This window comes from Sulfidibacter corallicola, from assembly GCF_017498545.1.
Lineage (GTDB): Bacteria > Acidobacteriota > Holophagae > Acanthopleuribacterales > Acanthopleuribacteraceae > Sulfidibacter > Sulfidibacter corallicola.
In genome coordinates, this window is sequence record NZ_CP071793.1 from 2,883,289 (window position 1) to 2,906,724 (window position 23,436).

Consider the following 23,436-nt stretch of genomic DNA (forward strand, 5'->3'; position numbering starts at 1 on the left):
ATTCAAAAAAGGAGGTAATCCCAAATGTTGGATCTCATCATGATTGAGGAAGTCAGTGGAGCCGAAAGTCGTCTGAGTTATCTTTGCGCGTTGACAGGTGTTCCGGAACCGAGTCCGGAGCCCCCGGCACCACTACTCGCCGAACCGGTCACTATCTGCAGTACCGAACAGCTCGCCACCCACTCGAAAACCTGGCAGAACACGACGCTGGCACAATGGGAGGCCTTTAAAGAAGAAAACACAAAACAAAATCGCCAATCCTATCCCCTTCTCGAAGGTGAAACGCTCCATGAAGATGGCACGACCGTCCTGGCAGCCCCCTATCTAGGGTTTCGGCCTGCGGGCAACGTGGTCTACTGGCGCAAAACGAACCGCGCATCCCTGTTCATCATTTCCGCGACGACTCGGATCGACTTGGCAACCGGCCAATCTCATCAAAAAGCGGCATCGTCGTTTAAGTCGGTGGAGCCAACGGCACCCCAGATGAGCTTTGCCACAGCAGCGGAATTCGACGAGGAAACGCTCGTGGATTGTGCCACGACTTTCGTGATGTTTTCGGCCCCCGCCCTCGGGCCAGCCGGGATGGTCGCGGCCGCGGGCGTTGCGGTATTTCAAGTCCTGTTCAAAAATATCCTTCACAAGCCTAAAACCCCAAAGCTCGATTTTCAACGCCTGGCGAATGTGGTCGAACGGGTTGTCACCGCAGCATTTACCCGAGAAAAAATCCTCCACCTCAAAGAACAGATCAACGAAACGTTGAGATGGGTCCGCGCCTACTACGATTTGGGATGGGCGGATGACCCTGTCACTCGGGAAGATGTCAGATACCAAAACTTCATCTCGGGACTGGAGGAACAGTTCGAGCCTCATGCAAATGCTCTTCTCGACGCATTAGAGAAGGTCATGGACGAACCAGATTACCTGGAGTCCTATTTGCTGTTCATGACCGGTGCGAATTTGGCAAAAAGCATGTTTAACATGGACATTTTCGCCAGATCGAATGAATGGAATCCATCTGCCAATCCAAATTATTCGATTGGGACGACGTGCATTGACCGATACATCAAATTTGCCAAAGGCCAGAGGACGAAAATAGATGAGAAACTAGCCGCACGCGTTGCCCAAATCACGCCGGTTGACTTTTACTTTACCCGTTATACAAGTACCCATGGAGAGGGCGTGGTCTTTTTCAAGGACAATGCGACTGGAGAAACCCAAGAACAAGCAATCACTTGGCCGCAGAGGCCAGGAACCAATGCGCCACGAGATTCCGCATACTATACCGAACCGGAAAGATGGCGAAACGAGGTGCGCCCCAAGTACGTGGAGAAAGTGTCGGCAGAATGGAGTAAGCCATATTACAATGGCCGCGTCGAAAAGTCCCGCCAACTGGTAACCGATATGGAAAATGATTACAACAATACTTGGTTGCCTCTGAAAGATATTGACTTTTCTTCCTAACCATCGAAACCAAAATCCTGAAAAAACGGATTCACGACTTGCTCCGGGTGTCCCTTTCGGGCCCGGAGCATGTTCCACTCGGCGTTTCGTTTCGCGGAGCCGCCCCTTGGATCTTGGCGCCTTTTTCCTGACCGTCGCGACCAGTTGGCGTTGGAAATCCTGCCGGTCCCGAGGAACCATATCAACGCACGCCGCTGGTGCTTGCCCGCAGGTTGCGAACCGAAGTCAGGGTGATGGAATGATGCGCCCCAAAGCGTTTGGTGTCGCCGCGAATCGGTGACGCCGATCGACGGAACCCGTCAACTGGCCATGAGATTCGCGTTGGCCATGGTCGGCAGGATGATTCTGAAGGTCGTCCCACCGCCCAGCTCGCTGGTCACTTCCATCGTCCCGCAGTGCTCCTTGACGATGCGCTCACTGATCGCCAGTCCGAGGCCGGTCCCTTTCCCCTTCTGCTTGGTCGTGAAAAAGGGATGGAAGATCTTTTCCATGCACTCCGGATGGATGCCGGCGCCGTTGTCGGCGAATTCGATCACCGCCGAATCCACCAAATCTCCCGAGGTCCCCCAATGGGTCGTGATGGTCAGGGCGGCATCGGCACGCCCTTCCAAGGCATCGCGTGCATTGCAGATCAGGTTGATGAACACCTGCTCCAATTTGTGGGCGATGCCGTGGATGACCAGGGAGTCGCCGGCGAAGTTCCGGACGATACGGATGTTGTGCTGTTTGAATTGTTCACCGGTCATCAACAAGCTGTTTTCCAAAACCTGATGGAGGTTGACGGGAATGGGGACATCCTCGCCGGTCATCCGAGAGAAATCGCGTAGATGATTGACGATCTTCATCATGCGATCGGTGCCCATCACGATGTTGGAAAAGGTTTCGCGAATCGATTCCTGGTCCACCAGGTCCATGCCCAAATTCATCAACTCCAGTTGGGCACCACCGCGAATGAAGGCCAGGGGCTGGTTCAGCTCGTGTGCGACCCCGGTGGCCAATTCGCCGATCGCCGCCATTTTGCCCGAGTGAACGAGCTGATCCTGGGTCTCGCGAAGCTCCTGCGTTCGCTTTTCCACCTGGGCTTCCATATCGCCGTAGAGTTCGGCGTTCTCGATCGAAATGACCGCCTGGGCCATCAACAACCGCAGCACGTAGACGCGTTCTTCGGTGAAGCAGCGCTTCACGAGATTGTTCTCCAGGTAGATCACGCCAAAAAACTTGTCCTTGTGGCACAGCGCATCGCAGAGCACGGATTTCGGTTGGTGGGTGGCGATGTAGGGATCCGTCAGGAACCGCGGGTGATTGGCGGCATCGTCCAACACCAGCTTTTCCTTGGCGCGCGCGACATAGAGGGCGATCGATTGGGCGAAGGGCAGCGGTTCGTCCGACGATTTCACCTCGGATCCCATCGCGATGGCCTCGTCGAAGCACAGGTGCCCATCGCGCTGCAGGATGATGAACCCGCGTTGGGCCCCGGCGTTTCGCGCGGCGATCTCGAGGAAGGTCTCCAATAGCGGCTCCAACAGGATTTCGCCGGAGATGGCCTGCGAAGCCTGCATGATGGCCATCAAGTCGAACAGGGTCAACGGCTGTTCCAGTCCGCCGTCGGCCAATTCACCCTTGTCGGTGGCATCGCTCTCGGATCTCTTCAGTCTCATGCTCAGCGAGCTCAAGGAGGTTCCGAAGGTGTTGTCGAGTTGGGCCAATTTTGCCCTGGCCCCCCAAGAGGCGTAGTGCTTCGCGGCCTCCTTGACGTAGAGGTCCGTGAACCGATAGTGGCCCTGCGACAAATAGAACAGGGCCGCGCGTTCACAGGCCAACGCGGCTTCGGGCAGGAATTCCTCGTCGAGAGCCAGTTCGATCGCCTTGTCGAAGAGCGTCATCGCGTCGCGCATCCGCCCCTCGACGCGGGCCAGTTCCGCCGCGACCAAGGCGGCCTTGTTCTCGAAATTCGCGGGACACTCGGCCGACCATGCGTATAACTGCGCCAAGAGATCCCGTGCCTCGACGACCCGGATGAGGTCGCCCCCCTCGTCGAACCGGTGCAACGACAACAGCGCGAGCGCTTTGTAGAAACAGTGTTGCCAGACATTGATCATGCCCACCACACCACCGCTGTAGGATTCGGCCTCGTTCAGAAATTCGAGGGCGGCCGCGGGATTGCCGAAGTAGGTGGCCAGGATCCCCTTGCTCAAATACAGCGAGTAGAGAGAGGTGAGATTGTTTTTCTCCTTCAACACGGGCAGGTGGCGATCTTCGTGAAACACCTCTCCTTCGATGCGAAAATCCGGCAGCGGTCCCTCGATCAGGAAGCCGGTGGCCTGATGCCAAATTTTGGCGTAGGTGATACAGAACTCCTGCTTCAGCCCCGTCAACAGGTTCAGGTACTTCTTTTGCTGCTCCCAGTTCTCATTCAAGTGACGCCCGACAAACAAGATATAGGAGCAATAGAAGGCCGCGTTGTACGAGGCAAACTCAAAGCCACCCACTTCCAAGCCCGCTTGAACCCCTTCGATCATGGGGTTCAGCGATGCGCGTGCCGGTTCCTTCCAGTGGCGAATGTGGACGTTGAAGATTTCGTAGATCTGGGCCTTGATCTCCTTGCCGTCGTATTTGTCCAGAATGCGCAGGCCCAGCCGCCCGTACTCGTAGGCCGCCGCGGTTTGGTGCATGTCGCCGCACAGCGCCAAACCGAGCACCGCATAGGCATAGGCCGCATCCTCGCAATTGCCGAACTCGATGCACAGGTCCACCATGGTGAAGCACACTTTTCGGAAGGTGTCGGGGCTGGTCAAATAGGCGGGAGAGCCCGCGATACGCAGAATGTGGAGCGCGGCTCGCTTGTCGGCATCGGTCATGTCGTCCAAGTCGTACAGGTCCGCGAACGAAAGGCAGGCACCGCCGTCTTCCTGAAGTGACGCCGGTGGCGCCAAGGCCGGAAAAGACTCGCGAAGCGGCACGCCCAAACAGGTGAGCGCGTCGATGGCTCCGGAAATCGCCTCCTGCATCAGGTTCTCCCCGATACAAAACAGCATGTTCGCTTCGTAAACCGGAATCTTGTCCAACAGCGTGCGCGCGTGGGACAGCAGGATCTTCATCAGCTCTGCGGCCTCGGCGAACATGTCGTTGAGATACAGCAAGTTGAGTAGCGCCGTGTGAATGTCCAGCGAGAGCTCGTAGTGATCCTGCCAGGCATCTTCACCCAGATAGACCTTGGCGGCCCGCAAGTAGCTCAGGCTCGATTGAAAGGCGGTGGAGGTCTTGGCCTTGCGCGCCGCCGCCAGGTTCAGGGCGGCCAACCGGATGCGCTCGCCTGGATCGGTAATCAGGTCGGCGCCCACGTTGATCTGGTTGACGATTTCGAAAATCCGGCCATCCAGTTGGGCGTCCGGCGTGTTGGCCAGCAGAATTCGGCCGATCTTCAGGTGAATCTCTTTTTTACAGGCGTCGGGGTTCAGTTGGTAGGCGGCTTGTTGCACCCGATCGTGAAGAAATTTGAAGGCGTACTGGCGATCTTCGACCCATCGTCGCGCCGAATCGACGTCCTCCCCATCCGAGAGAAGCAGCAGAAAACCGGCACAGACCGCCGGCAGGATCTTGTGGAATACCTCCTGTCGCGAGGTTTCCTCGACCACCGCCAGGGTCGCCAGGGACAGTTGGTTTCCGATACTGGAAGCCGTGACCAGGGCCGCCTGGGTCGCGTCGGGCAATTTTTTGATCTTGGAAATCATCAGGTCGACCACATTGTCGGCCATCCGGGCCGACTTGATCCGCTCCAGGTCCCACGCCCATCGCCCGTTGGACTCCTGAAAGAAGATGACCCCTTCGTCGTGGAGGGCCTTCAGGAGCTGGATGGTGAAAAACGGATTCCCCTCCGTCTTTTGGTAGATCAGGTCCGAGAGCGGCGCGGCCTTTTCGAGCGGGAGCGCCACGGTCTCCGCGACCAATTGGTTCACCTCGGCGACGGCGAGGGGTCGCAGGTGGACATCGTGGATCGGTACGCCACCGGCCTCGATTTTCTGGAACATGTGTTTCAAGGGATGATTGGCGCTGACCTCGTTGTCCCGATACGCCAGAATCACCAGAAAGTGGTGCATCTCCGGATCGGTGACGAGGCGATCCAACAGGTTCAGAGACGCCATGTCGGCCCATTGCAAGTCATCCAGAAAGACCACGATCGGATGGTCCGCTCCACACAGATGCCGGACGAAGGTTTGAAACACCAGGTTGAAACGGTTTTGGGCCTCGCCGCCGGCCAGTTGCGGGATGGCCGGCTGGGGGCCGAGCACGATTTCCATTTCCGGAATGACTTCGGTGATCACCCGGCCATTGGGATAAAGGGCTTGATTCAAGTGAGTTCGCCAACGTTGCAGAGCTTCCTCGCTGGCGCTCAGAATGACTTTGGTCAATTCCTGAAAGGCCTCGATGAGCGAGGCGTAGGGTTGATTCCGCTGGTTCTGGTCGAATTTGCCCGAGATCAGGAAACCGTGGTTCTCGGCGATCAGGCTCTCGAGATCGCGCGCGAGCGAGGTCTTGCCGATTCCCGAATAGCCCGAGATCGAAATCAACCCGGCATCACCGCGGAACACCCGCTCACACTGGTCTCGGATGACGCGAATCTCTCGATCCCGGCCGAACAGGCGCTTGGGAATCGCAAACGCATGGTGGCGCTGCACCAGTGCGAGCGAAAACGTATCGCCCTGTCCCTCCGACCGGGCTCTCTCGAAGGCTTCCAAATCGCGAAACAATCCTTCGACGCTTTGATACCGGCGCGATGGGCTTTTTTCGAGCAGCTTCGCGGTGACTTGGGAATAGAAAAGCGGAATCTGGCAATTCGTCTCCCGCAGCGTCGGCGGCACGATCGCCATGTGGTGGTGGTAGAAATCGGATGGGGATTCGGCGACGAAGGGCGGTCGACCCGCCGCGAGGTAATAGAAAAGGGTCCCCAGCGAGTACACATCGGGCGATACACCCGTGATCTGATGGGAAAGCCCCAAATACTCGGGACACGAATGAGAAAGAATCTCCGTGTGGCTGTGTCGTGCCAAATCCGATTCCGCATCCTGGTGCCACACCTGCCAATCGTCGAATCCCAAAAGCAGCAAGGTGTTGGTCAGGGAGTTGATCCAAATGCCGCCTGGCACCATGGGCCCGTGCTGCATCCCTTCGCCGTGAAGCGCCATCAGGGCCAACGCCATTTGTTTCGAAAACAGCATCAAGCGCTCGGTGTCGGGAACGCCGTCGGGAAAGACGCGGGTCAGCGGCGAGATCGGCAGCGCAGGGAAGACCAACGTCGGCCCCAACGTGGTTTCACATAGATCGCGCGGTTTGACGAAGTGAGGCGATTGAATCCTGCACGACACGTCGTACTGGGTCTCGAGTCCGGTGCGCTTCCCGGGCGCGACGTAGCTATCGCGATAGGTCTTGAGAATGACCGGCATCTGGTTCGAGACATTGATCCCCTGGTAGTACTGAAAGGTACCCACCTGGTGTAGCAGCGCCTCCACGCGATAGTCGTATTCCCGCATGATCAACCTCTCGCCAATACGACCGGCCGAGTCACCAACGATTCGAGCTTCCGCAGCAGGTCACTCGGGTTTTGGGTTGGATCGATCACGCCCGCGAGCCCGAATTGGGAGATCGCCTCCGCTCGGGATGGAGGGTTCGGGGCCAACCCAACGAGCGGAATCCGTTTGGGCAGGACCGCCCGAAGCTCGCCCACCAAGTGCGGTCCCTCTTCGTCCAGGTGCTCGCAACGCAGCAACAAGGCGACCATTTCCTCCTGCCGTTCCAATTGCCGACAGATCACTTCGGGAGAATCGGCGATCATCATCTCGGCACCGTTCTGTTTCAGGGATTTGGCGAATTGGAAACCGCGCATGAGATCGCGGTCGAACAGGATCAACGGCTTCTCGTGAAAGAACCGGCCCTCGGAGGTCTGCTCCGCATGGCGTTCCGTCTCGCATCCGTCCGTTTCACGACGCTTGTCGATGTCCACGGATGGCTGCGCAGGGTTCGCCAGGGGAAGCGACACGTGGAAGACGATGCCCTCGGGCACGTGGCGCGTCACGCGGATGTCACCACCGACCATCTTGGCGAGACGGGCACTGATGGCGGGCCCGAGATCCATGCCCTGCCAATCGGCACGAGACAGAGGCTCCACCTCGCGAAAGGGCTCGAAGAGCCGCGTCCGCTCTTCGGGTGCCAAGTCGTATCCCGTGCGTTTCACATGTAAACCCAAGTGTGCCGGAACATCCATGTCCAGCGAAATCTCGACCGATTCGCGGCTGTAGCGGTGAATGCCACAGGTCGCCAGGTTTTCGACGATGGTGCCGAAGAGCGAAGGATCGATGAACAGGGCATCGGGCACCGAATCATCGCAACGAACGACGACGTCCGCATCGGTCCAGGCCAGGATTTGCTCGAGCCGTTCCCGACACCCGCTCAGCAGCTCCCGAACCACCACCCGTTCCGGCTCATTCTCCACCTGGCCGCTTTCCGCCAGATACAGCAGCACGACTCGTTGGAAATCCTCCAGCAAACGTGCCGGTGCCGAGCCGCCGTCATCGAGCACGAACCCCCGCTCGCCTTCCTGTCGCGGTTCGGGGCGCAGGGCGTCACTGCAATCCGGTCCCCCCACGGCTTTCAAACAGGCCTCGGTTCGTTCACACAGGCGGACCAGGGCATTCGCATAAAACCCCTTGGATCGGTACACCGACTCCAACTGACAGGCCAAATTGTGTTTGACGGCCGCCAGCTCCTTGCGATCCTTGACGATCTCTTTCTGCTGTTCCACGAGGCGTTGCCTTTGATGTACCAATTCTTCGTTCGACATTTGAATGGTCATGGTGAGGCTTTGCGATTCCTTGAGCAAAAAAGCTACGCGATCTTTTTCTTTGGCCAAGTTCTCTTCCGCCCTTTTGCGGAACGCCAACTCCTTTTGTAATTGTTTGTTTTTATCTTTCAATTCTGCTTCGTGCTTTCGCTTTTCCAGTGCATTATTTATGGCAAAAATGAGTTGAAACGGATTTTGCAACGGTTTTTGAATGAAATCAGAAATGCGATAGAGCGTCAGTAACTGAAACGCTTCGTCCAACTCACCGTGACCGGTCAGTACGATGACGTTGAGATTCCAACCTCTCGACGCGGCCTCTTTCAAAAAATCCCTTCCTCCCTGAACGGGCATGCGCAAGTCCAAGACGACGAGGTCGAAGGGTTCCTGTTCGTAGAGCGCCAACGCGACACTGCCGTTTTCGGCTTCGAAGCCGGCGTGATGCGTTCTCTTGACAATGTTCAACAGTAACTTTCGCACCATGGGCTCGTCGTCGACGATCAGTATCCTTTTCGAATCGAATGCACCCTGACAACTCTGCAACATGACCACTCCTAAAAACCCACCTTATCGCGTTCTCCCCTCGTGCGGAGAACGCGAAAAAACGAACCACAAGCACACAAGGTTTATTATCACAATGACTTATCGCGCTGTCATATACATTTCATCATCGACGACGTAGGCCGAAAGCCGTGGCCCGACTACCCATCGGCAACCCGCTACATCGATCGATTCTCTTTTCACCCAGAGCGATACACTCCCGCATTCGTGCTTCCATTCGGTTTTCACGCTGGAAGCATTTTCGAGTTTCGACATTCCGAGGTTAGGTCATTTCAATTCACAGTGCCGGTACACCGCGTTTTTCGAAAGGATATTTCAACGTCAATAGTTCGGTCAGGTCGACCAGGTTCAAAGGTTTCGAAAAATAATATCCTTGAAAAGCATCACATTGGTTCCGCTTCAAAAATTCTATATGTTCTTTCTTTTCGACACCTTCTGCCACAACCTTTAAATCCAGGCTATGTGCCAGTGAAATAATGGCTCTCACGATCGTATCCTCACAAGAGTCTTTACCGATATCCATGACGAAAGACCTGTCAATTTTCAGTACATCGATCGGTAAGCGACTCAAATAGTTCAAAGATGAGTAACCCGTCCCGAAATCATCGACAGCGATAGTAACACCGAGGTTGTGTATTTCCTGAAGAATGTGAACCGCGTATTTGGTATCTTCCATGAACATGGATTCCGTAATCTCGATCTCCAGGTTTTCCGGCTTGAAGCCGGTCTCTTTCAGGACTCGCGAGAGATTCCTGATGAAGTGCCCTTCCTTCAACTGGCGCAACGACACGTTGACGGCCAATTTCCAATCCTCGGAGATCAACCCCTGCCGTTGCAGGTTGCGGGTGATCCGGCACGACTCTTCGAACACCCAATCGCCGATCGTCGTGATGACCCCGGTACTTTCCGCGATCGGCACGAACTTTCCGGGACTGATCATGCCCAGTTCCGGATGGAACCACCGCACCAGGGCCTCCACGCCGATGATCTTGAACTCGTTGCCGTCCACCTTGGGTTGAAAATACACCTGGAACTCGTTCAGCCTGGCCGAAGCCCTTCTCAGTTCCAGAGTCAGGAGATTTCGCTCCATGACTTGCTCGTGCAATCGCGGCTCGAAAAATTGGATCTTGTTTTTCCCTGATTTCTTGGCGTGGTACATGGCCATATCGGCCGATTGAATAAGTTCTTCGGCCTCCGTGGACATGTCGGGAAATGTGGCGACCCCGATGCTGGAACTGATGACCGTCTCCCTTCCGTCGATGAGGTAGGGCTGGGACAGTGCCTTCCACAGCTTTTCGCTGAGTTGATAACAGTCGTCGAGCTTGGACAGGTCGTCGAACACCAGGCAAAACTCGTCACCCCCCAGCCTGGCCGCCAGATCTCCGATCCGAATGCACTCCTTCAAGCGCTTGGCGACTTCCTTGAGCAATTGATCTCCGGCTTGGTGCCCCAGTTGGTCGTTGACTTCCTTGAAGCCGTCCAAGTCGATGAAAAACAAGGCGAACAGTTTGGCGCGCCGTTTCGCCCGAGCGATGGTCGCCTCGAGGAATTCCCTGAAGAACGTGCGGTTGGCCAGTTCGGTGAGCTGGTCGTACCGCGCCAGACGCAACAGCCGCGCCTCCACCTCCTTGCGTTCGGTAATGTCGCGGAACACCATGACACCACCGGCATAACCCATGTCCTCCAGCGTCGCCGCATTGACCGTGAACGCCACGGGAAACCCCAATCCGTTGGATCTGTAGAGGGTATCGCTTTCGCGTTTGTAGCTGGAACCGGTGAAACAGGCCGCATAGATCGGGGTCAGCTCCCACTCGCCCACCCGGCTCCCATCGTATTTGGGGCCGAGGAATTCGAGCAGATGCCTGCCCGACAATTGCTCGTGGTTGCATCCCAATAGAGAGCCGGCCATCGGGTTGGCGAAGATGATCTTGCCGTTCAGGTCATAGCCGATGATGCCTTCACCCGCACAGTCCAACAACATGCGGTTGCGCTGCCCCGCCACGTGCAGGGACATCATGGTCTCTTTCAGCTTTTTGGCCTTGGCATCCATCTCGAGGAAGACGTGGACCTTGCTGCGGAGGATCTTGACGTCCAGTGGCTTGAACAAATAATCGACGCCACCGACCTCGTAGCCCCGTTTGATGTGTGCCTCGGATTTCATTTCCGCGGTGACGAAGATGATCGGCGTATCCTTGCTGCCCAGGTAACTTCTCATGAGCGTCGCGGTTTCGAAACCGTCGATCTCCGGCATCTGGATATCCAGCAAAATGAGCGCAAAGGAATGGCGCAGCACCAATGACAAGGCCTCCCTGCCGGAATGAGCCTTCACCAGTTGGGCATCCATGTCTTCCAAAATCTTTTCGATCACCAGAAGGGTGGATTGACAATCGTCGACCGCCAATATCATCGGTCGATCGTAATTTCGGTGTCCCTCCATGGATATCCTCCCCGTATTTTTTGCATTCTGGGGAAGGTAAAAAGGCAAGTCGTTTGCCAACCACCTCAAGATCCGTATAACTCGTTCACTTCAAAAGCCTTGAAAAGAGCACCTCGATCACTGGGCAAACCGTGACTCGCAAAACCACACAAAAAGCGGCCACTTTTGGCCGGGTCTCAACCGCAAACGCCCGAACCCGCCGAAATCGGGAACCGTGACTACCTGACCTGGGCAATCAGGCACCCACGGCACCCCGACCCCAGGAAATTCAAGTCCCCTACCGAACCCCCGATAAAACGAAAAAAGTTTCCCCATCGAAACGAGTCCCGAATGTAGTGAGATCGGTATATGAAACGCATCCTCGTGGTGGACGACAACACCATTTTCAGGAAAATCCTATGTCGTCAGATCCACGATTTGGGGTTCGAATCGGTGGAAGTCACCGACGGCCTCGCGGCGATTTCCCTTTTGGAAATGCGCAACCACGACGTTGGGCTGATTTTTCTGGATCAATCGATGCCGAAACTGAGCGGCATGGAAACCTATTTGGAGCTCAAGGAGTCGATCGACACCCTTCCACCGGTCATCATGATCACCGCGCACGACTCGCTCAACCTGGCTTTATCTTTCATGAAGGCAGGTGGTTGGGACTTTCTGGTCAAGCCCTTGGATCCCGATATCATCGGCGTAAAAATCCAGAAGGCCTTCCTGCAAAACCAAAGGGAGACGCGAGAAAACCCGTCCCAGCCGAAAAAGGCGCCGGCCCCTTTGGCCCCCGTTGCCTGCGAACACTTTCTGGGGTTTTGGTCCTGCTTGGACGATCGCGGGCTGCGGCAATGGTGGTCGCCGGGGTTTTATGACCTCTTGGGCTACACTCCTTCGGAAATTTCAGCGAGCGCGAGCCAATGGAAAAAGCTGCGTGGTGAAGGTGGTGAAGATTTCTTGAAGCGGCTACGGCGATCACCGGGCCCGGAGGACAGGTTCCTCACCGAGTGCAGGCTACGATGTAAGTCTGGAACGGTTCGTTCCTTTCTGGTCATGGGTTGCGGCGGTGCCGCCGACGCCGACGATCGCAACCTCTGGCGCGGGCTTCTGGTACCGATGACCCAGGCGGGCTCGAAGGATCGAGATTCGGCTGAGCTGACCTCGTTCCTCCAGCAAACCAACCAGCCGGCCGCCCTGATTCGAAACGGCACCTTGGCGATGTCGAACGCGTTGCTTCGCCAGATCGGTCGCGGTTCGGGAGGTCTGGAAGTGGGTTCCCGTGCCGCCGACGTTCAGGGTGAGATGAAGAGAAAAGGTTACCGGTCGATCGGCTTTCCGATCATCCAGGATCACCAGCCCAGCGAAGTCCGTTTCTTCTACCAACACGCCAGCGAACCTCCGGCGACGCGGGAAACCACGCCGCCTTCCGAACCGATCCGGTCCAAACTGGGCATGATCTTGGGCGCTTGTCCGGCCATGCAGGAGGTCTACCGAACCATCATTCGGACCTCCAAGTCGGAAACGGGGGTCATCCTCTACGGAGAATCGGGCACGGGAAAAGAGCTGACCGCCCGCACGATTCACAACCTGTCCAACCGATCGGGATGTTCCTTCGTGGCCGTGAACTGTGGCGCCGTGCCCGAGAGCCTGTTCGAAAGCGAGTTCTTCGGCTACAAGAAAGGCGCCTTCACCGGCGCGGACAAAGACAAGCCCGGCTTCTTCGACATCGCGAACAAGGGCACGCTCTTCATGGATGAAATCGGCGAGCTCAGTCTGGAAAACCAGGTGAAGCTGCTGCGGGCCCTGGACGATTACGGTTACATGCCGGTCGGTGCACGCAAACCCGTGCGGATGAACGTGAGGGTCATTGCCGCCACCCATCGGGATCTGGGCAAGATGATCAAAGAGGGCACGTTTCGGGAAGATCTCTTCTACCGCATCAACGTGATGACCATCCGGCTACCGCCCCTGCGACAACGCGCTGCCGACATCCCGATGTTGGCGAAACACTTCATGACCAACACGCCCAAGGGCCCGCATGCCAAGCTGTCCGCCAAACACCTCGAAGCGTTGAAGAATTACAGTTGGCCAGGCAACATCCGAGAGCTGATCAATGTCATCAGCCGCTTCAAAATTTTGGGTTTTCTGGAGTTCGCCCACACTTCCGGCGAAGGCCCCGAACCGGAATCGCTGTCCCTCACCGAGGCGGTCGAGGCGTTCGAGAGGAAAACGATCATCGAGAGCCTGGACCGTTTCGCATGGCATCGCGGAAAGACGGCGCAGGCGCTGCAGGTGCCCGAACGGACCTTGCGCCGCAAGATGAAGCGCTATGGTCTCTAACCCGAGTACAGGAAGCTTGGAAGGTAAGCCCTTCAACCCTAGACCGGTCTGGCCTTCGAGACATTCAAACCGGAACCCTGGAATCAAGGAAACCAGGAAGATCCCTGTCCGATCCCAACCCTGAGCTTTTCCTTTCCTGGCTTTCGCATTTCTTGGCTTCCTGATGAACACTACGGTTTCGCCGCCCGGCCCCCCGCAACAGAACCCACCACCCCCTGGGCTTCCAAAGGTCACTGCCCTCTTCAACCCGAGAGCGATCTGGCCTTGGGGAAATTAAAACCGGAACCCTGGAACCTAGGAACCCAGGAAGATTCCTGTCCGATCCCAACCCTGAGCTTTCTTTCCTGGCTTTCGCATTTCTTGGCTTCCTGATGAACTCTACGGTTTCGCCGCCCGGCCCCCCGCAACAGAACCCACCACCCCCTGGGCTTCCAAAGGTCACTGCCCTCTTCAACCCGAGAGCGATCTGGCCTTGGGGAAATTAAAACCGGAACCCTGGAATCAAGGAAACCAGGAAGATCCCTGTCCGATCCCAACCCTGAGCTTTCTTTCCTGGCTTTCGCATTTCTTGGCTTCCTGATGAACTCTACGGTTTCGCCGCCCGGCCCCCCGCAACAGAACCCGCCACCCGGTGGTAAACATCCAAGTTCCGTGAACGTAGCAGATCGGCCGGTCGACGTCCCCAAGAAACCGGGTTTCGGTCTTCAAGAGAGAACACGTTTCATTTCACTCACTTGCACGCACAAGCCCGAAGACGACCCTGCCGATTCGCGAGCTTTGGCCGACGAATAACCGGGCTTTCGGTAAAGAAAGTGTAAAGAAATTTGTTTACACCCGAGATCTTGTCTGCTAAGTTGAGCGGACATTCAAAAAATTACTTTCATGACTCCCCTTTCTTCGGGGTGCATTTTTCCCTTGATGTCGGGCCGCCTTTTTTGCGCCCGCACGGCTTCCTTCATTTTTACATCACTCGTTGGCTGGTTTTATTCCCACATCACCACGGCACGCCCGCATGGGTCGCGGGCCATTTGGGGGTCCTGTTTCCATACGACACCCTACCCCCCCGCCGTGAAAATATGCTATTGGAGAGAACATCATGTTTTCACGCATGCTTCTGGGGAAGCTGATGCGTCAGCTTTCGCTCGTCTTTTTGTTTTGTTGTACACCCTTTCTTTTCGCCAATACCGGCGTAGCTTTCGTGCACGGGACCGGCAGTCAAACCGATGCCCGCAACGACTATTGGACCGCGGAAATGATCGATTCCGTCCGCCAGGGATTGCCCAACGCCAATAACTACACCGTCATCAATTGCAATTTCGACAAGTTCATGTGGGAATCGGCCGCCGCCGGTTGCCTCGCGGGCCAATTGCTGGATTTCATCAACAGCAAGGGCATCACCGATCTGGTCGTCATCACCCATTCCAACGGCGGCAACGTCATGCGCTGGATTCTCTCGAATCCCACTTTTGATGCACGCTACCCGCAGATCATCTCGAAGATTCGCTGGGTCAACGCGGTCGCCGCCTCCAGTCTCGGCACCCCGTTGGCCGATGCCGCCGTCGCCGGGAACATCTTCGAACAGGCGGTGGGTTGGCTGTTGGGGTACACCTCCGACGCGGTCAAACAGCAGCAGGTCAGTTGGATGGCGTTCTACAACGCCAACTACCTCTACGGCACGTCCGGTCGTCCCGCCACGCCGGTCGGTTTTTACAGCCTGATCGGGACCGATGTGGAATCCAGCCCCTTCGATCCCGACAGCTACTGCGGCGGCTACACCCTCAACGTGGGTCTGGAAGTCACCCAGGAATGGTTGGACAACTGCTCCGACGGCTTTCTCGATTGCTCGAGCCAGGCCGGTGCCGGTCAAGTCTGGCTCTACGATACCCAGTTCAGCTCTGAACCGCTCAGTCACAATCAAAGCCGTCGCAAGTGCTTCGGCGTTGACGTGATCTTGCGTAACGATCTTTGAAGGGGAGGTTTGGAGACATGAACAAGACCATTTTCAAGCAGTTGGAAACCATCTGGCACAAAGGTACCCGAGGCCTGTTGAGCGCGGGCCTGGCCTCGACGATGCTCGTCTGGGGCGGCACCCCCGTCCAGCTCGAACCGACCCGAGACGCGGACCTGCACGCGGATCGCGTGATCCGGACCACCGCCAAGGCCCACCCCGTGGCGCCCGCGCCTTCCCGTGAGGCCGTTCGCTTCAGTTGGCCGATCGAGCGCGAAACCGAAATCGACCTGAACTACCGCAGCCACGAGGCCACCAGCAAGGGGTTCCGCCTCCTCGTTCGCGGCGAGGATTTCCGCAACGGCATCGCCCTGCCGCTGGAAACCTCGCGTGCGGTGATCGCGATCAACGCGGTCGGCGAAGATCGCGTGGCCTTGCGCGAAGCGGCCATCGACCCCCACGACGTCACGCTGGTGGCGAAAAACGGAACCGTCTTCCGCGGTGCGGAAGGCCTGGAGAAACTGGCCGCGCTCGAAGATTTGCAGAACGCACGCAAACAGCAGATGCCCGTGGCGACCACCATGTTCAAACTGGCGGGCCAGGTGGGTTCCGGCGAAGTGATGCTGTTCGCCGACAACATGAACCACGATCGCCAGGACCGCTACGTCATCCAAGTCTTGGAAAAGCACAGCGACGTGGCGCTCGGTCTGCGAACCGGCCGCGACACCTATCTGCCCGGCGAACCGATTGCCCTACAGGCCGATTGGCTCAGCGACACCTCGACCTTGACCACGGTTTCGCTGGAAGGCCGCATCGTCTCGCCCACCGGCAAGGTGCATCCGCTTCGGTTCGACGCCCGCAACCAACTGTCCCCCTTCACCTTGAGCGAGCGCGAAGCCGCGATCGCCGGATTGTGGCGGGTCGAAGTCACCGCGATCGGTGATGACGGCGTCCGGAAGGTGCGTCGCGACGTGGCGACCGCCTTCGCCCTGACCGAGCCCACCGCACGGTTTTCCGGCAAGGCCGAAGTCAGCCTGACCAAAAACGCACTCGTCGCCGGTCTCGAAGTGGAAGTCGGTTCGGCAGGCCGTTTCGAAGCGCGCGGCATCCTGTTCGGGACCGATGCGACCGGCGCCATGGTACCCGTCGCGGTGGCCCACGCCGCCGACTGGTTCCAACCGGGGCAACGCCTCCTGGCCCTGCATTTCGATGGGGAAACCCTGGAGCAGGCCGCGGTGGGTGCGCCCTTCGAAGTTCGCGACCTGCGCCTGATCCACCAGGATCGGCTGGGCTTGCTGCATCGCCAGGCCCAGGCCTTGCGCGTGGAGGCCATCGACTGAGCACGGGCACAACCAATTAGTGCCGACCCCCGTCGGCGCGATCCCTCTCATTGCAGACCGGAGTCGGAAACCCTTCCGTCTTCGTCAAACTCCCAGGGATGGCCGCATCGGAACGCGTTTCGGTGCGGCCTTTTTTTCGTTGGGTTTCCGATGAAAGGTATCAATCGAAGCGACCGAGCACAGATCGAAGCACCTCACCGGAGTTCGGGCCTACACCGGGAGGTTTCTTCGCGGAGCCGCCCCTTCAGGGCTGGTTTTCGGGAACTCCCAACAACCAGGGTTGCGGTGCCTCTGCGGCACCTTACCCTTCGCTGTAATGTGTGACCCTTACAGGGTCCCTGCTGGTGGCGCGCCTGCGGCACGCGTTTTAAATAAATGGTGGTCCAAAGGGACGTCCGGTCGCACCTTCAGCGCGACCCGGGGCAGGCCCATCCCAGCCTTGCGTTATGTCGGGATAGGCACCGTGAGCGACCAACCGGATGCCTCCATGGTCACCGCTCGCAGTCAACCGGTCACTTGGATGGGCACCGTCCGCGGCCTACCGGATGCCTCCATGGGCACCGTTCGCGGCCAACCGGATGCCTCCATGGGCACCGTTCGCGACCAACCGGATGCCTGGATGGGCACCGTTCGCGGCCAATCCTGGAGGGATGGCCAACCGAATGTTTGGATGGCTATACATAAAAACGCGTGCCGCAGGCACGCCACCAGCGGGCGTCCTGAAGGGACGACACAATACAGCGAAGGCGGTCCGGCGATCCGGTTAAAGAGCCGGAGGCGACGCAACCCTGGTTGTTCGAGGATCCCGAACCCCAGCCCCAACGGGGCGGGACTATGAAGACTCCCACCGAATGTGGCATGAACTCCTCAAGGGACCACAGAAGCGGCGACAACTTCAGGGAGATCGCACCACCTTCGAGAAACCCCTCGCGGAGCCGCCCCACGCATGAATCGCTTCGCATCATTCACGAACCGGGGCCTACCGCACCCGCTGATTCCACCTGGCGCGCAGGGGCCCTTCTAGTACTGTTCCGTCTTCGCGCGTTCCAATTCCTTTTTCAGCTCGTCGGAAAGGCCGGGCATGTTGAGGGCCCGGACCAAATCGGCATCCGCATCGGCCTTCAACCCCAATTGCCCACGCACCACACTCCGCTCGAGCAGGAGCCGCGCAATTTGAGGATGGTTCTCGCCGAAGGCCCGATGAAACACATCCAGTGCTTCGTTGAAGAGATCCAGCGCCTCGGCGGGTTTCCCCTGTTTCTGACGGAGATGACCCAGGTGCGCCAGGCATTCGGCCCGGTTCGAGTGATCGTTTCCGTAGATCTTCTCCAAAACCCCCCTGGCATTCACGAGCAGGTCTTCCGCCTCCGCCAAGCGGTCCAGGGCGATGAGGGCCCTCCCCAGGCTCATGCCGGCAAGGGCGGTCCGAGGATGATCCTCGCCCACATGTTTGGTGTAGATCTCATGGCCTTGGCGCATATGCGTTTCGGCCCGCACAAAATCCTCGGCCTCGAAGTACAATCGGCCGAGGTTGACCAGGGTGACCGCCATACGGGCATGACCCACGCCGAAGTCCCGCTCCTTTTTGGCCTTGATCTTCAGAAGATACCGTTCCGCCTCTTCGAACCGAGCCAACTGGATACAGGCCAGGGCCAGGCTGTTGAGCGTGATCAGCGTAAAGGGATGAAATTCGCCGTGAACCCGTGTGAAAATGGTGTGGGCCTTTTCCAGGTAGGCGGCGGCCTTCTCCGGTTGACCCATCTTTGCGTAGAGATTGCCCAAGCCGCTGTAGGAAATCCCCAGGTCGGGGTGATCGACCGGAAGATGGGATTCGCGGAGCCGAGCCACTTTTTGCAGCAGGGTTTCGGCTTGGGGATATTTCCCGTTGCGGTAGAGAAAATACCCGTAGTTGTATCGGGCCGTGTGAACGAGAAAATGGGTTTCCGGCAACTGGGATTCGAAAATGGCGTTGGCCTCCCGATGCAGCCGCTCCGCTTCGTCCATCTTCCCTTCACGGCCGTACATGACCGCCAAGAGGCCGTAGACCTCGCCCAAGGTGACATTGGTGAGACCGGCGGTCTGCATGTATTCGGCCGCTTCCTCCAGCTTTGCGGCACCCTCGTTTTCCCGCTCCATGTACATGTAGAGCTCACCCAAGGCCGCCAAGGCCTCCACGTGGTTGAGGCCACCCCGCTGGTGATCGCGCCAGTGAAGCAGGCTTTCCTCGAGATGCCGTTCGGCCTGGGGATAGAACCCCAACTTGGCGTAGGCGGCACCGATGGCCGTCAACAATCGGGCCCGAGTCGCGGGTTGCCCGGCCAAATCGCGCCTGATCCGGTCCGCACCCGTTTCCAGCAACTCGCGCGCGGTCACTTCTTCGCCACCGGTTTTGGAAGGGTCGTTGTGGGCGAACAGGCTTTGCATGAAGCGAACGACTTCCGCCGATTCCCTGTTGGCCATTTCCGCCTTGACCCGGGCGGCCTCGGCCCGCTGTGCTTCGGACAGGGCGATCCCCTTTTCCTTGGCCAGGCGATAGGTGTAGTAACCGGTGAGCGCACCGATCGCCAGGAAAAAGAGAACGGCGATACTCAGCGCGGTCTTGTGGCGATTGCAGTACTTTTTCCACCGGTAGAGCAGGGAATCCTTGCGGGCCGTAATGGGTCGGCCTTCCAGGTAATTGCGGATGTCCGCACCGAATGCGTTGACCGAGCCGTAGCGCCGCTGGGGTTCCGTATCGATGGCACGCATGACGATACAGTCCAGATCACCCCTGAGTTGGCGACGGCGTTGCGTGGGAGAGATGTCCCCGTATTCGAAGAAATCGACGGGCTTGCCGCCGTCCTGCATCACCGCCTCACTGGGCAGGAGCGGCGCACCGTCGAGAATGCCCCGTTCCATCTCGCGAAGGGTTCTGCCCTTGATGCGCAAGGGTTTGCGGTCGGTCAGCAGCAGGTAGAGCACCAAACCGAGCTGGTAGATATCCGTTTCGGCCGTGATCATCAGGCCGAGGAACTGTTCCGGTGCCGCGTAGTCCGGTGTCATGATCATGGCGCCGGTCCGGGTCAGGGCCTCTTCCTCGGTTTCCTCCAGCAGTTTGGCGATCCCGAAGTCCAACAAATGAGGGGTCCCGAACTCGTCGACCAGAATATTGGAAGGCTTCAGGTCGCGGTGCACGATGAGGCGGCTATGGGCGTATTCCACCGCCTGAACGATGGGCAGGAACAGTTCCAGCCGTTGCCGGATGGAGAGATTTTTCTTCCTGCAGTACGCGTCGAGTTTCTCACCGCGGATATACTCCAGCGCGAACCAGGACCGACCGTCATCACTCACGCCGCCGTCGATGAACCGCCCGATATTGGGATGGTCCAGCCCGGCCATGATCCTGCGTTCCCTGAAAAAGCGCTGCATGATGTCTTCGGTACTGAGGCCGGGCTTGATCAGCTTCAACGCGACCTTTTGGTTGAAGCCTTCGCCCGTCAGGGATGTGACGGACTCACCCTTGCCGGCAGCGCCTCGGCCGCCAGGTGAATCGCCTTCACGACCCGTTCCCAACCGTTGGGCCAAATAGACCTCGCCCATGCCGCCCTGCCCGATTTTCCGGATCAAACGAAAGGGTCCGATCACCGGACCCGGGGCCAGCTTGTCGTTGATTTCGGCTTCTTCCCGATCGCCGTCGGCCAACGCATCCGGGAACGGATCCACAGCCACCGGCTCGAAATCCAAAGTGGGTTCCCAAGTCTGGACCGGGGAGGCCTGTACCCCATCCTGGAGCGGCAGCGATTCCGTCGGGAGGGTCCGCTCCTGAGGGGTTTGGGCACATTCCGCTTCGCTGGGGTTTGGCTTTTTCTCGGACATAGGCGTTCCCGATTGGCTTGCCTGGAATGGGCCAATGTTCCCTGAAGGTTGGGTATTGAGTTGCGAGGGACTTGTTTCGCAGAAATTCTATCACGGAAATTTGGATCTCGGCGCGGGCTTGCGTCGGCGGACCCGGGTCCCGGCGACACGCTTTTCGAGAGCCGCGCGGCAATCGTCGCGCCCACTCGGGTGTACGAAAGCAGAAGAGCGAAGCCGCCACCCTCCAGGTCATCAACGTTGGAAAGGCCACGCTTCGCTCACAAAAAATACGTGGTGGTTTGCTGGCCGCGACCGCGAGCGGCTCACTCGGAGCGATCGCTTCGAAGTTCGCGGCTAGCGGGGGACCGGGTTACATCTCCTCGTCGGTCAAGCCCTTGACGATAATCAGCGATTTGTCGTCGAAGTGGAAATAAGGCATTTCCTTGATCGCGTTGAGCACGTGCTCCACGATCAGGTGGGCGCCGATCCCGGCTTTGACATAGGGCTGAAGAAAATGGCAGAACGAGTGGATGTCCGGATCGGATTGCTCGCTGATCAGGTTTTCATCGGCCTGGTACAGATCGAATTGCGTGATGCTGTTCATGTCCGCGTTGTCTTCGTAGCGGTAATACCCGATGGGATGATCGGGCGAACCCAAGGCGGGGCAGAAATCCTCGAGGCATTCCGACTCGAAGCAGCCGTCGGTCGCCAGGATCAGGTAATCGCCCGCGTGCAGGCGCACGTTGTGCGGCACATAGGGTTTGTAGAATTCGTCGGTATGGGAGAAATAACCCAGGGGCGGACCGCTGTTGGGCTCCAGGTAATAGAAGCGATTGCGTTGCGAGCTGTAGTAGAAGACCGGCAATCCGGTGCACACGAAATTGAAGGCGCCGGTGTCCACGTGGAACTGACCGTGCAGACCCACCGCACCCCGCGTCCGTGTGGCGCGACTGGGATTGGTACTGCGCACCAATTCCTGGGTGACCGGACCCTTGAGCAGCTCGTTCAGCTCGGTGAAGATATGGTTTTCGATCTTGCGGCGATCGCGAATGTGGGCATCGAGAATGTTGAGCAAGAGCCCGCGTATGTGTCCCGCCAGGAAAAACGCCTCGTAACCGTGGTTGGCCGTGTCGAATATAGATAAGCCCACTTCCCTGGTGGGAGAACTGGTCTCGGTCAAGGGTTCGTAGTCGAAACCGACGACGAAATCGCCACCGATGCTGACGTGATCGGGGATTTTGCACGCCTCGAGCAACGGCTCGAGATCGTATTCGCTGTCCCCCAAATGCGCGGTATTGGTATTGCGGGACTGACCCGCGAACTCGAAGGCACCTTTGCGAAAACCGAAACTCATTTTGTATGCATTGAATCGATTTAAATAGTCACGCAAAAACTGGGTGAGAAAGACTTTTTCCATCGGGTGCAATTTAGTTTCCATCTGATGACCGAGTTCCATTAAGCTCGTTAACGTTGCCATAGAAATCCTCGATAGTCCATAAACACTTTTTGTATCCGACCGGGTTCCTCACGCGTTTTTGTCCGTTCGGTCGGAGCGTGCATCGTTCGAAAGACAATCGCCGCACCTTGTCACAAAAAGACGAACAAGGCGAAAGGAGCCGCGGCGATCGTGTCGCTGTCAGGCGTCGCACCGGTGTCGACCCCCTTTCTAAACTACGTTTGATGACTGGGCTTAGCCTTATAAATCCGAGGCCTTTCCGTACTTTTTCCCGTTGGTTACGACACCTTTTCCCAGCCCGGACGGCAAGTCCGGCGGCGGTGTGATTTCGACGCGGGAAAAACGGTCGAGAATCCATCGCTCGGCGAACGAATCGAGCTGTCGAAGGTGTCGCGATGTCGCGAAAAAGGGAAACCATAGCCGGCGGACTGGCTACGCTTTTCGATGGGCTCGAAAGCCCAAGGTGATATTCCGTATCGCTACCTCTTAGTATGAAAAACGCTTCGCCCTGGGATCGCGAAGGTCCATTGATGCCGCACGGGCTTAATCTAGGAGAGGAAGAGCTTCAAAGAAAGAAAAGCATGCCGTGGAAGAGCAAAAACGTGAGCTTCACGGCATTTTGAGCATACTTGCAAACCTGGCTGCTACACCCGGCGCCACCGAATGACTTCGGCGGCTTCGACCTTCACGGGCGGGGCCCCGTCAAAAGGGACGGTTTGGCATGAGAGAGCGTGAAGTTCGGCCGAGTAAGTGGCCGGAAGGGCGGAATCGAGGCTCTCGAAATTTATTTTTCTTTTTTGAGAGCAGTTTTTTACGATCTAAGACGAGTCTATCGAAATCGGTTTCCGCTGAAAACCCCTTTACGCCGCTGCTCAAAACTTTCGTGACCGCCGTCAAACTCGCGCCATTTGCTTCTCTGAAACAGGCCTAAGAACAAACCTCATATAAATATCACAAACCGAATTTTCGCCGTGGCCTGCCGCGTTTGTTCGTGATTCTCAAATCACTGGCCCTGCTCCCGTGAATCTGTGTCGCTCTCCTGGAACGAATGGGTGCATTCGGCCTGCGATGGGTCTTGCCGGCGTCGAAGCTAAATCAGGAAGCCAGGAATAATGGAAACCAGGAAAAGCAAATACAGGGTGGGCCACCAAATGCTGTTCCCATCCTGGTTTCCATGGTTCTTGGTTTCTTGCTTCAGTTTTTGGGAGAAGGATCCGTGGCCTTTCGTCAGAAACCAAGTCG

At 57.6% G+C, this 23,436-nt stretch carries 9 protein-coding genes; 4 read left to right on the forward strand and 5 right to left on the reverse strand.

The window, feature by feature from the left end; all coding sequences use genetic code 11:
- The first annotated feature begins 24 nt into the window (after positions 1–24).
- Entirely contained in the window at positions 25–1,461 is a 1,437-nt protein-coding gene (locus tag J3U87_RS08330; protein ID WP_237382579.1) for a hypothetical protein, read from the forward strand.
- Positions 1,462–1,760: 299 nt separating this feature from the next.
- On the opposite strand, the gene J3U87_RS08335 is transcribed toward J3U87_RS08330, so the two are convergent.
- The 3 genes from J3U87_RS08335 to J3U87_RS08345 form a co-directional block, all read right to left on the reverse strand.
- On the reverse strand, positions 1,761–6,989 hold the full coding sequence (locus J3U87_RS08335) for a trifunctional serine/threonine-protein kinase/ATP-binding protein/sensor histidine kinase (protein ID WP_237382580.1): 5,229 nt from the start codon (positions 6,987–6,989) through the stop codon (positions 1,761–1,763).
- A gap of 2 nt (positions 6,990–6,991) precedes the next feature.
- Entirely contained in the window at positions 6,992–8,839 is a 1,848-nt protein-coding gene (locus J3U87_RS08340; protein ID WP_237382581.1) for a response regulator, read from the reverse strand.
- A 292-nt stretch (positions 8,840–9,131) separates the two neighbouring features.
- On the reverse strand, positions 9,132–11,291 hold the full coding sequence (locus tag J3U87_RS08345; RefSeq protein WP_237382582.1) for a two-component system response regulator: 2,160 nt from the start codon (positions 11,289–11,291) through the stop codon (positions 9,132–9,134).
- Between the two features lie 348 nt (positions 11,292–11,639).
- Here J3U87_RS08345 and J3U87_RS08350 point away from each other — a divergent pair, with 348 nt between their 5' ends.
- The 3 genes from J3U87_RS08350 to J3U87_RS08360 all read left to right on the forward strand — a co-directional run bounded on the left by J3U87_RS08350 (position 11,640) and on the right by J3U87_RS08360 (position 16,904).
- Positions 11,640–13,616 (forward strand): sigma 54-interacting transcriptional regulator, encoded by a 1,977-nt coding sequence (locus tag J3U87_RS08350; protein ID WP_237382583.1) that lies wholly within the window; start codon positions 11,640–11,642, stop codon positions 13,614–13,616.
- Between the two features lie 1,126 nt (positions 13,617–14,742).
- Complete coding sequence (locus J3U87_RS08355) at positions 14,743–15,585, forward strand: hypothetical protein (protein WP_420038292.1); 843 nt, start codon at positions 14,743–14,745, stop codon at positions 15,583–15,585.
- A gap of 17 nt (positions 15,586–15,602) precedes the next feature.
- Positions 15,603–16,904 (forward strand): DUF4785 domain-containing protein, encoded by a 1,302-nt coding sequence (locus J3U87_RS08360; protein WP_237382585.1) that lies wholly within the window; start codon positions 15,603–15,605, stop codon positions 16,902–16,904.
- A gap of 1,020 nt (positions 16,905–17,924) precedes the next feature.
- Here J3U87_RS08360 and J3U87_RS08365 read toward each other — a convergent pair.
- Together J3U87_RS08365 and J3U87_RS08370 are read right to left on the reverse strand one after the other, a co-directional pair.
- Positions 17,925–20,759, reverse strand: coding sequence for a tetratricopeptide repeat protein (locus J3U87_RS08365; RefSeq protein ID WP_237382586.1), 2,835 nt, complete (start codon positions 20,757–20,759; stop codon positions 17,925–17,927).
- 349 nt (positions 20,760–21,108) lie between these two features.
- Positions 21,109–22,176, reverse strand: a complete 1,068-nt coding sequence (locus J3U87_RS08370) for a SpoIIE family protein phosphatase (RefSeq protein WP_237382587.1) — start codon at positions 22,174–22,176, stop codon at positions 21,109–21,111.
- Positions 22,177–23,436 lie beyond the last annotated feature (1,260 nt).

Coding starts and splice junctions, on each gene's coding strand:
- J3U87_RS08330 (WP_237382579.1), top strand. CDS start 25: ATGTTGGATCTCATCATGATTGAGGAAGTCAGTGGAGCCGAAAGTCGT.
- J3U87_RS08335 (WP_237382580.1), bottom strand. CDS start 6,989: ATGCGGGAATACGACTATCGCGTGGAGGCGCTGCTACACCAGGTGGGT.
- J3U87_RS08340 (WP_237382581.1), bottom strand. CDS start 8,839: ATGTTGCAGAGTTGTCAGGGTGCATTCGATTCGAAAAGGATACTGATC.
- J3U87_RS08345 (WP_237382582.1), bottom strand. CDS start 11,291: ATGGAGGGACACCGAAATTACGATCGACCGATGATATTGGCGGTCGAC.
- J3U87_RS08350 (WP_237382583.1), top strand. CDS start 11,640: ATGAAACGCATCCTCGTGGTGGACGACAACACCATTTTCAGGAAAATC.
- J3U87_RS08355 (WP_420038292.1), top strand. CDS start 14,743: ATGCGTCAGCTTTCGCTCGTCTTTTTGTTTTGTTGTACACCCTTTCTT.
- J3U87_RS08360 (WP_237382585.1), top strand. CDS start 15,603: ATGAACAAGACCATTTTCAAGCAGTTGGAAACCATCTGGCACAAAGGT.
- J3U87_RS08365 (WP_237382586.1), bottom strand. CDS start 20,759: ATGTCCGAGAAAAAGCCAAACCCCAGCGAAGCGGAATGTGCCCAAACC.
- J3U87_RS08370 (WP_237382587.1), bottom strand. CDS start 22,176: ATGGAAACTAAATTGCACCCGATGGAAAAAGTCTTTCTCACCCAGTTT.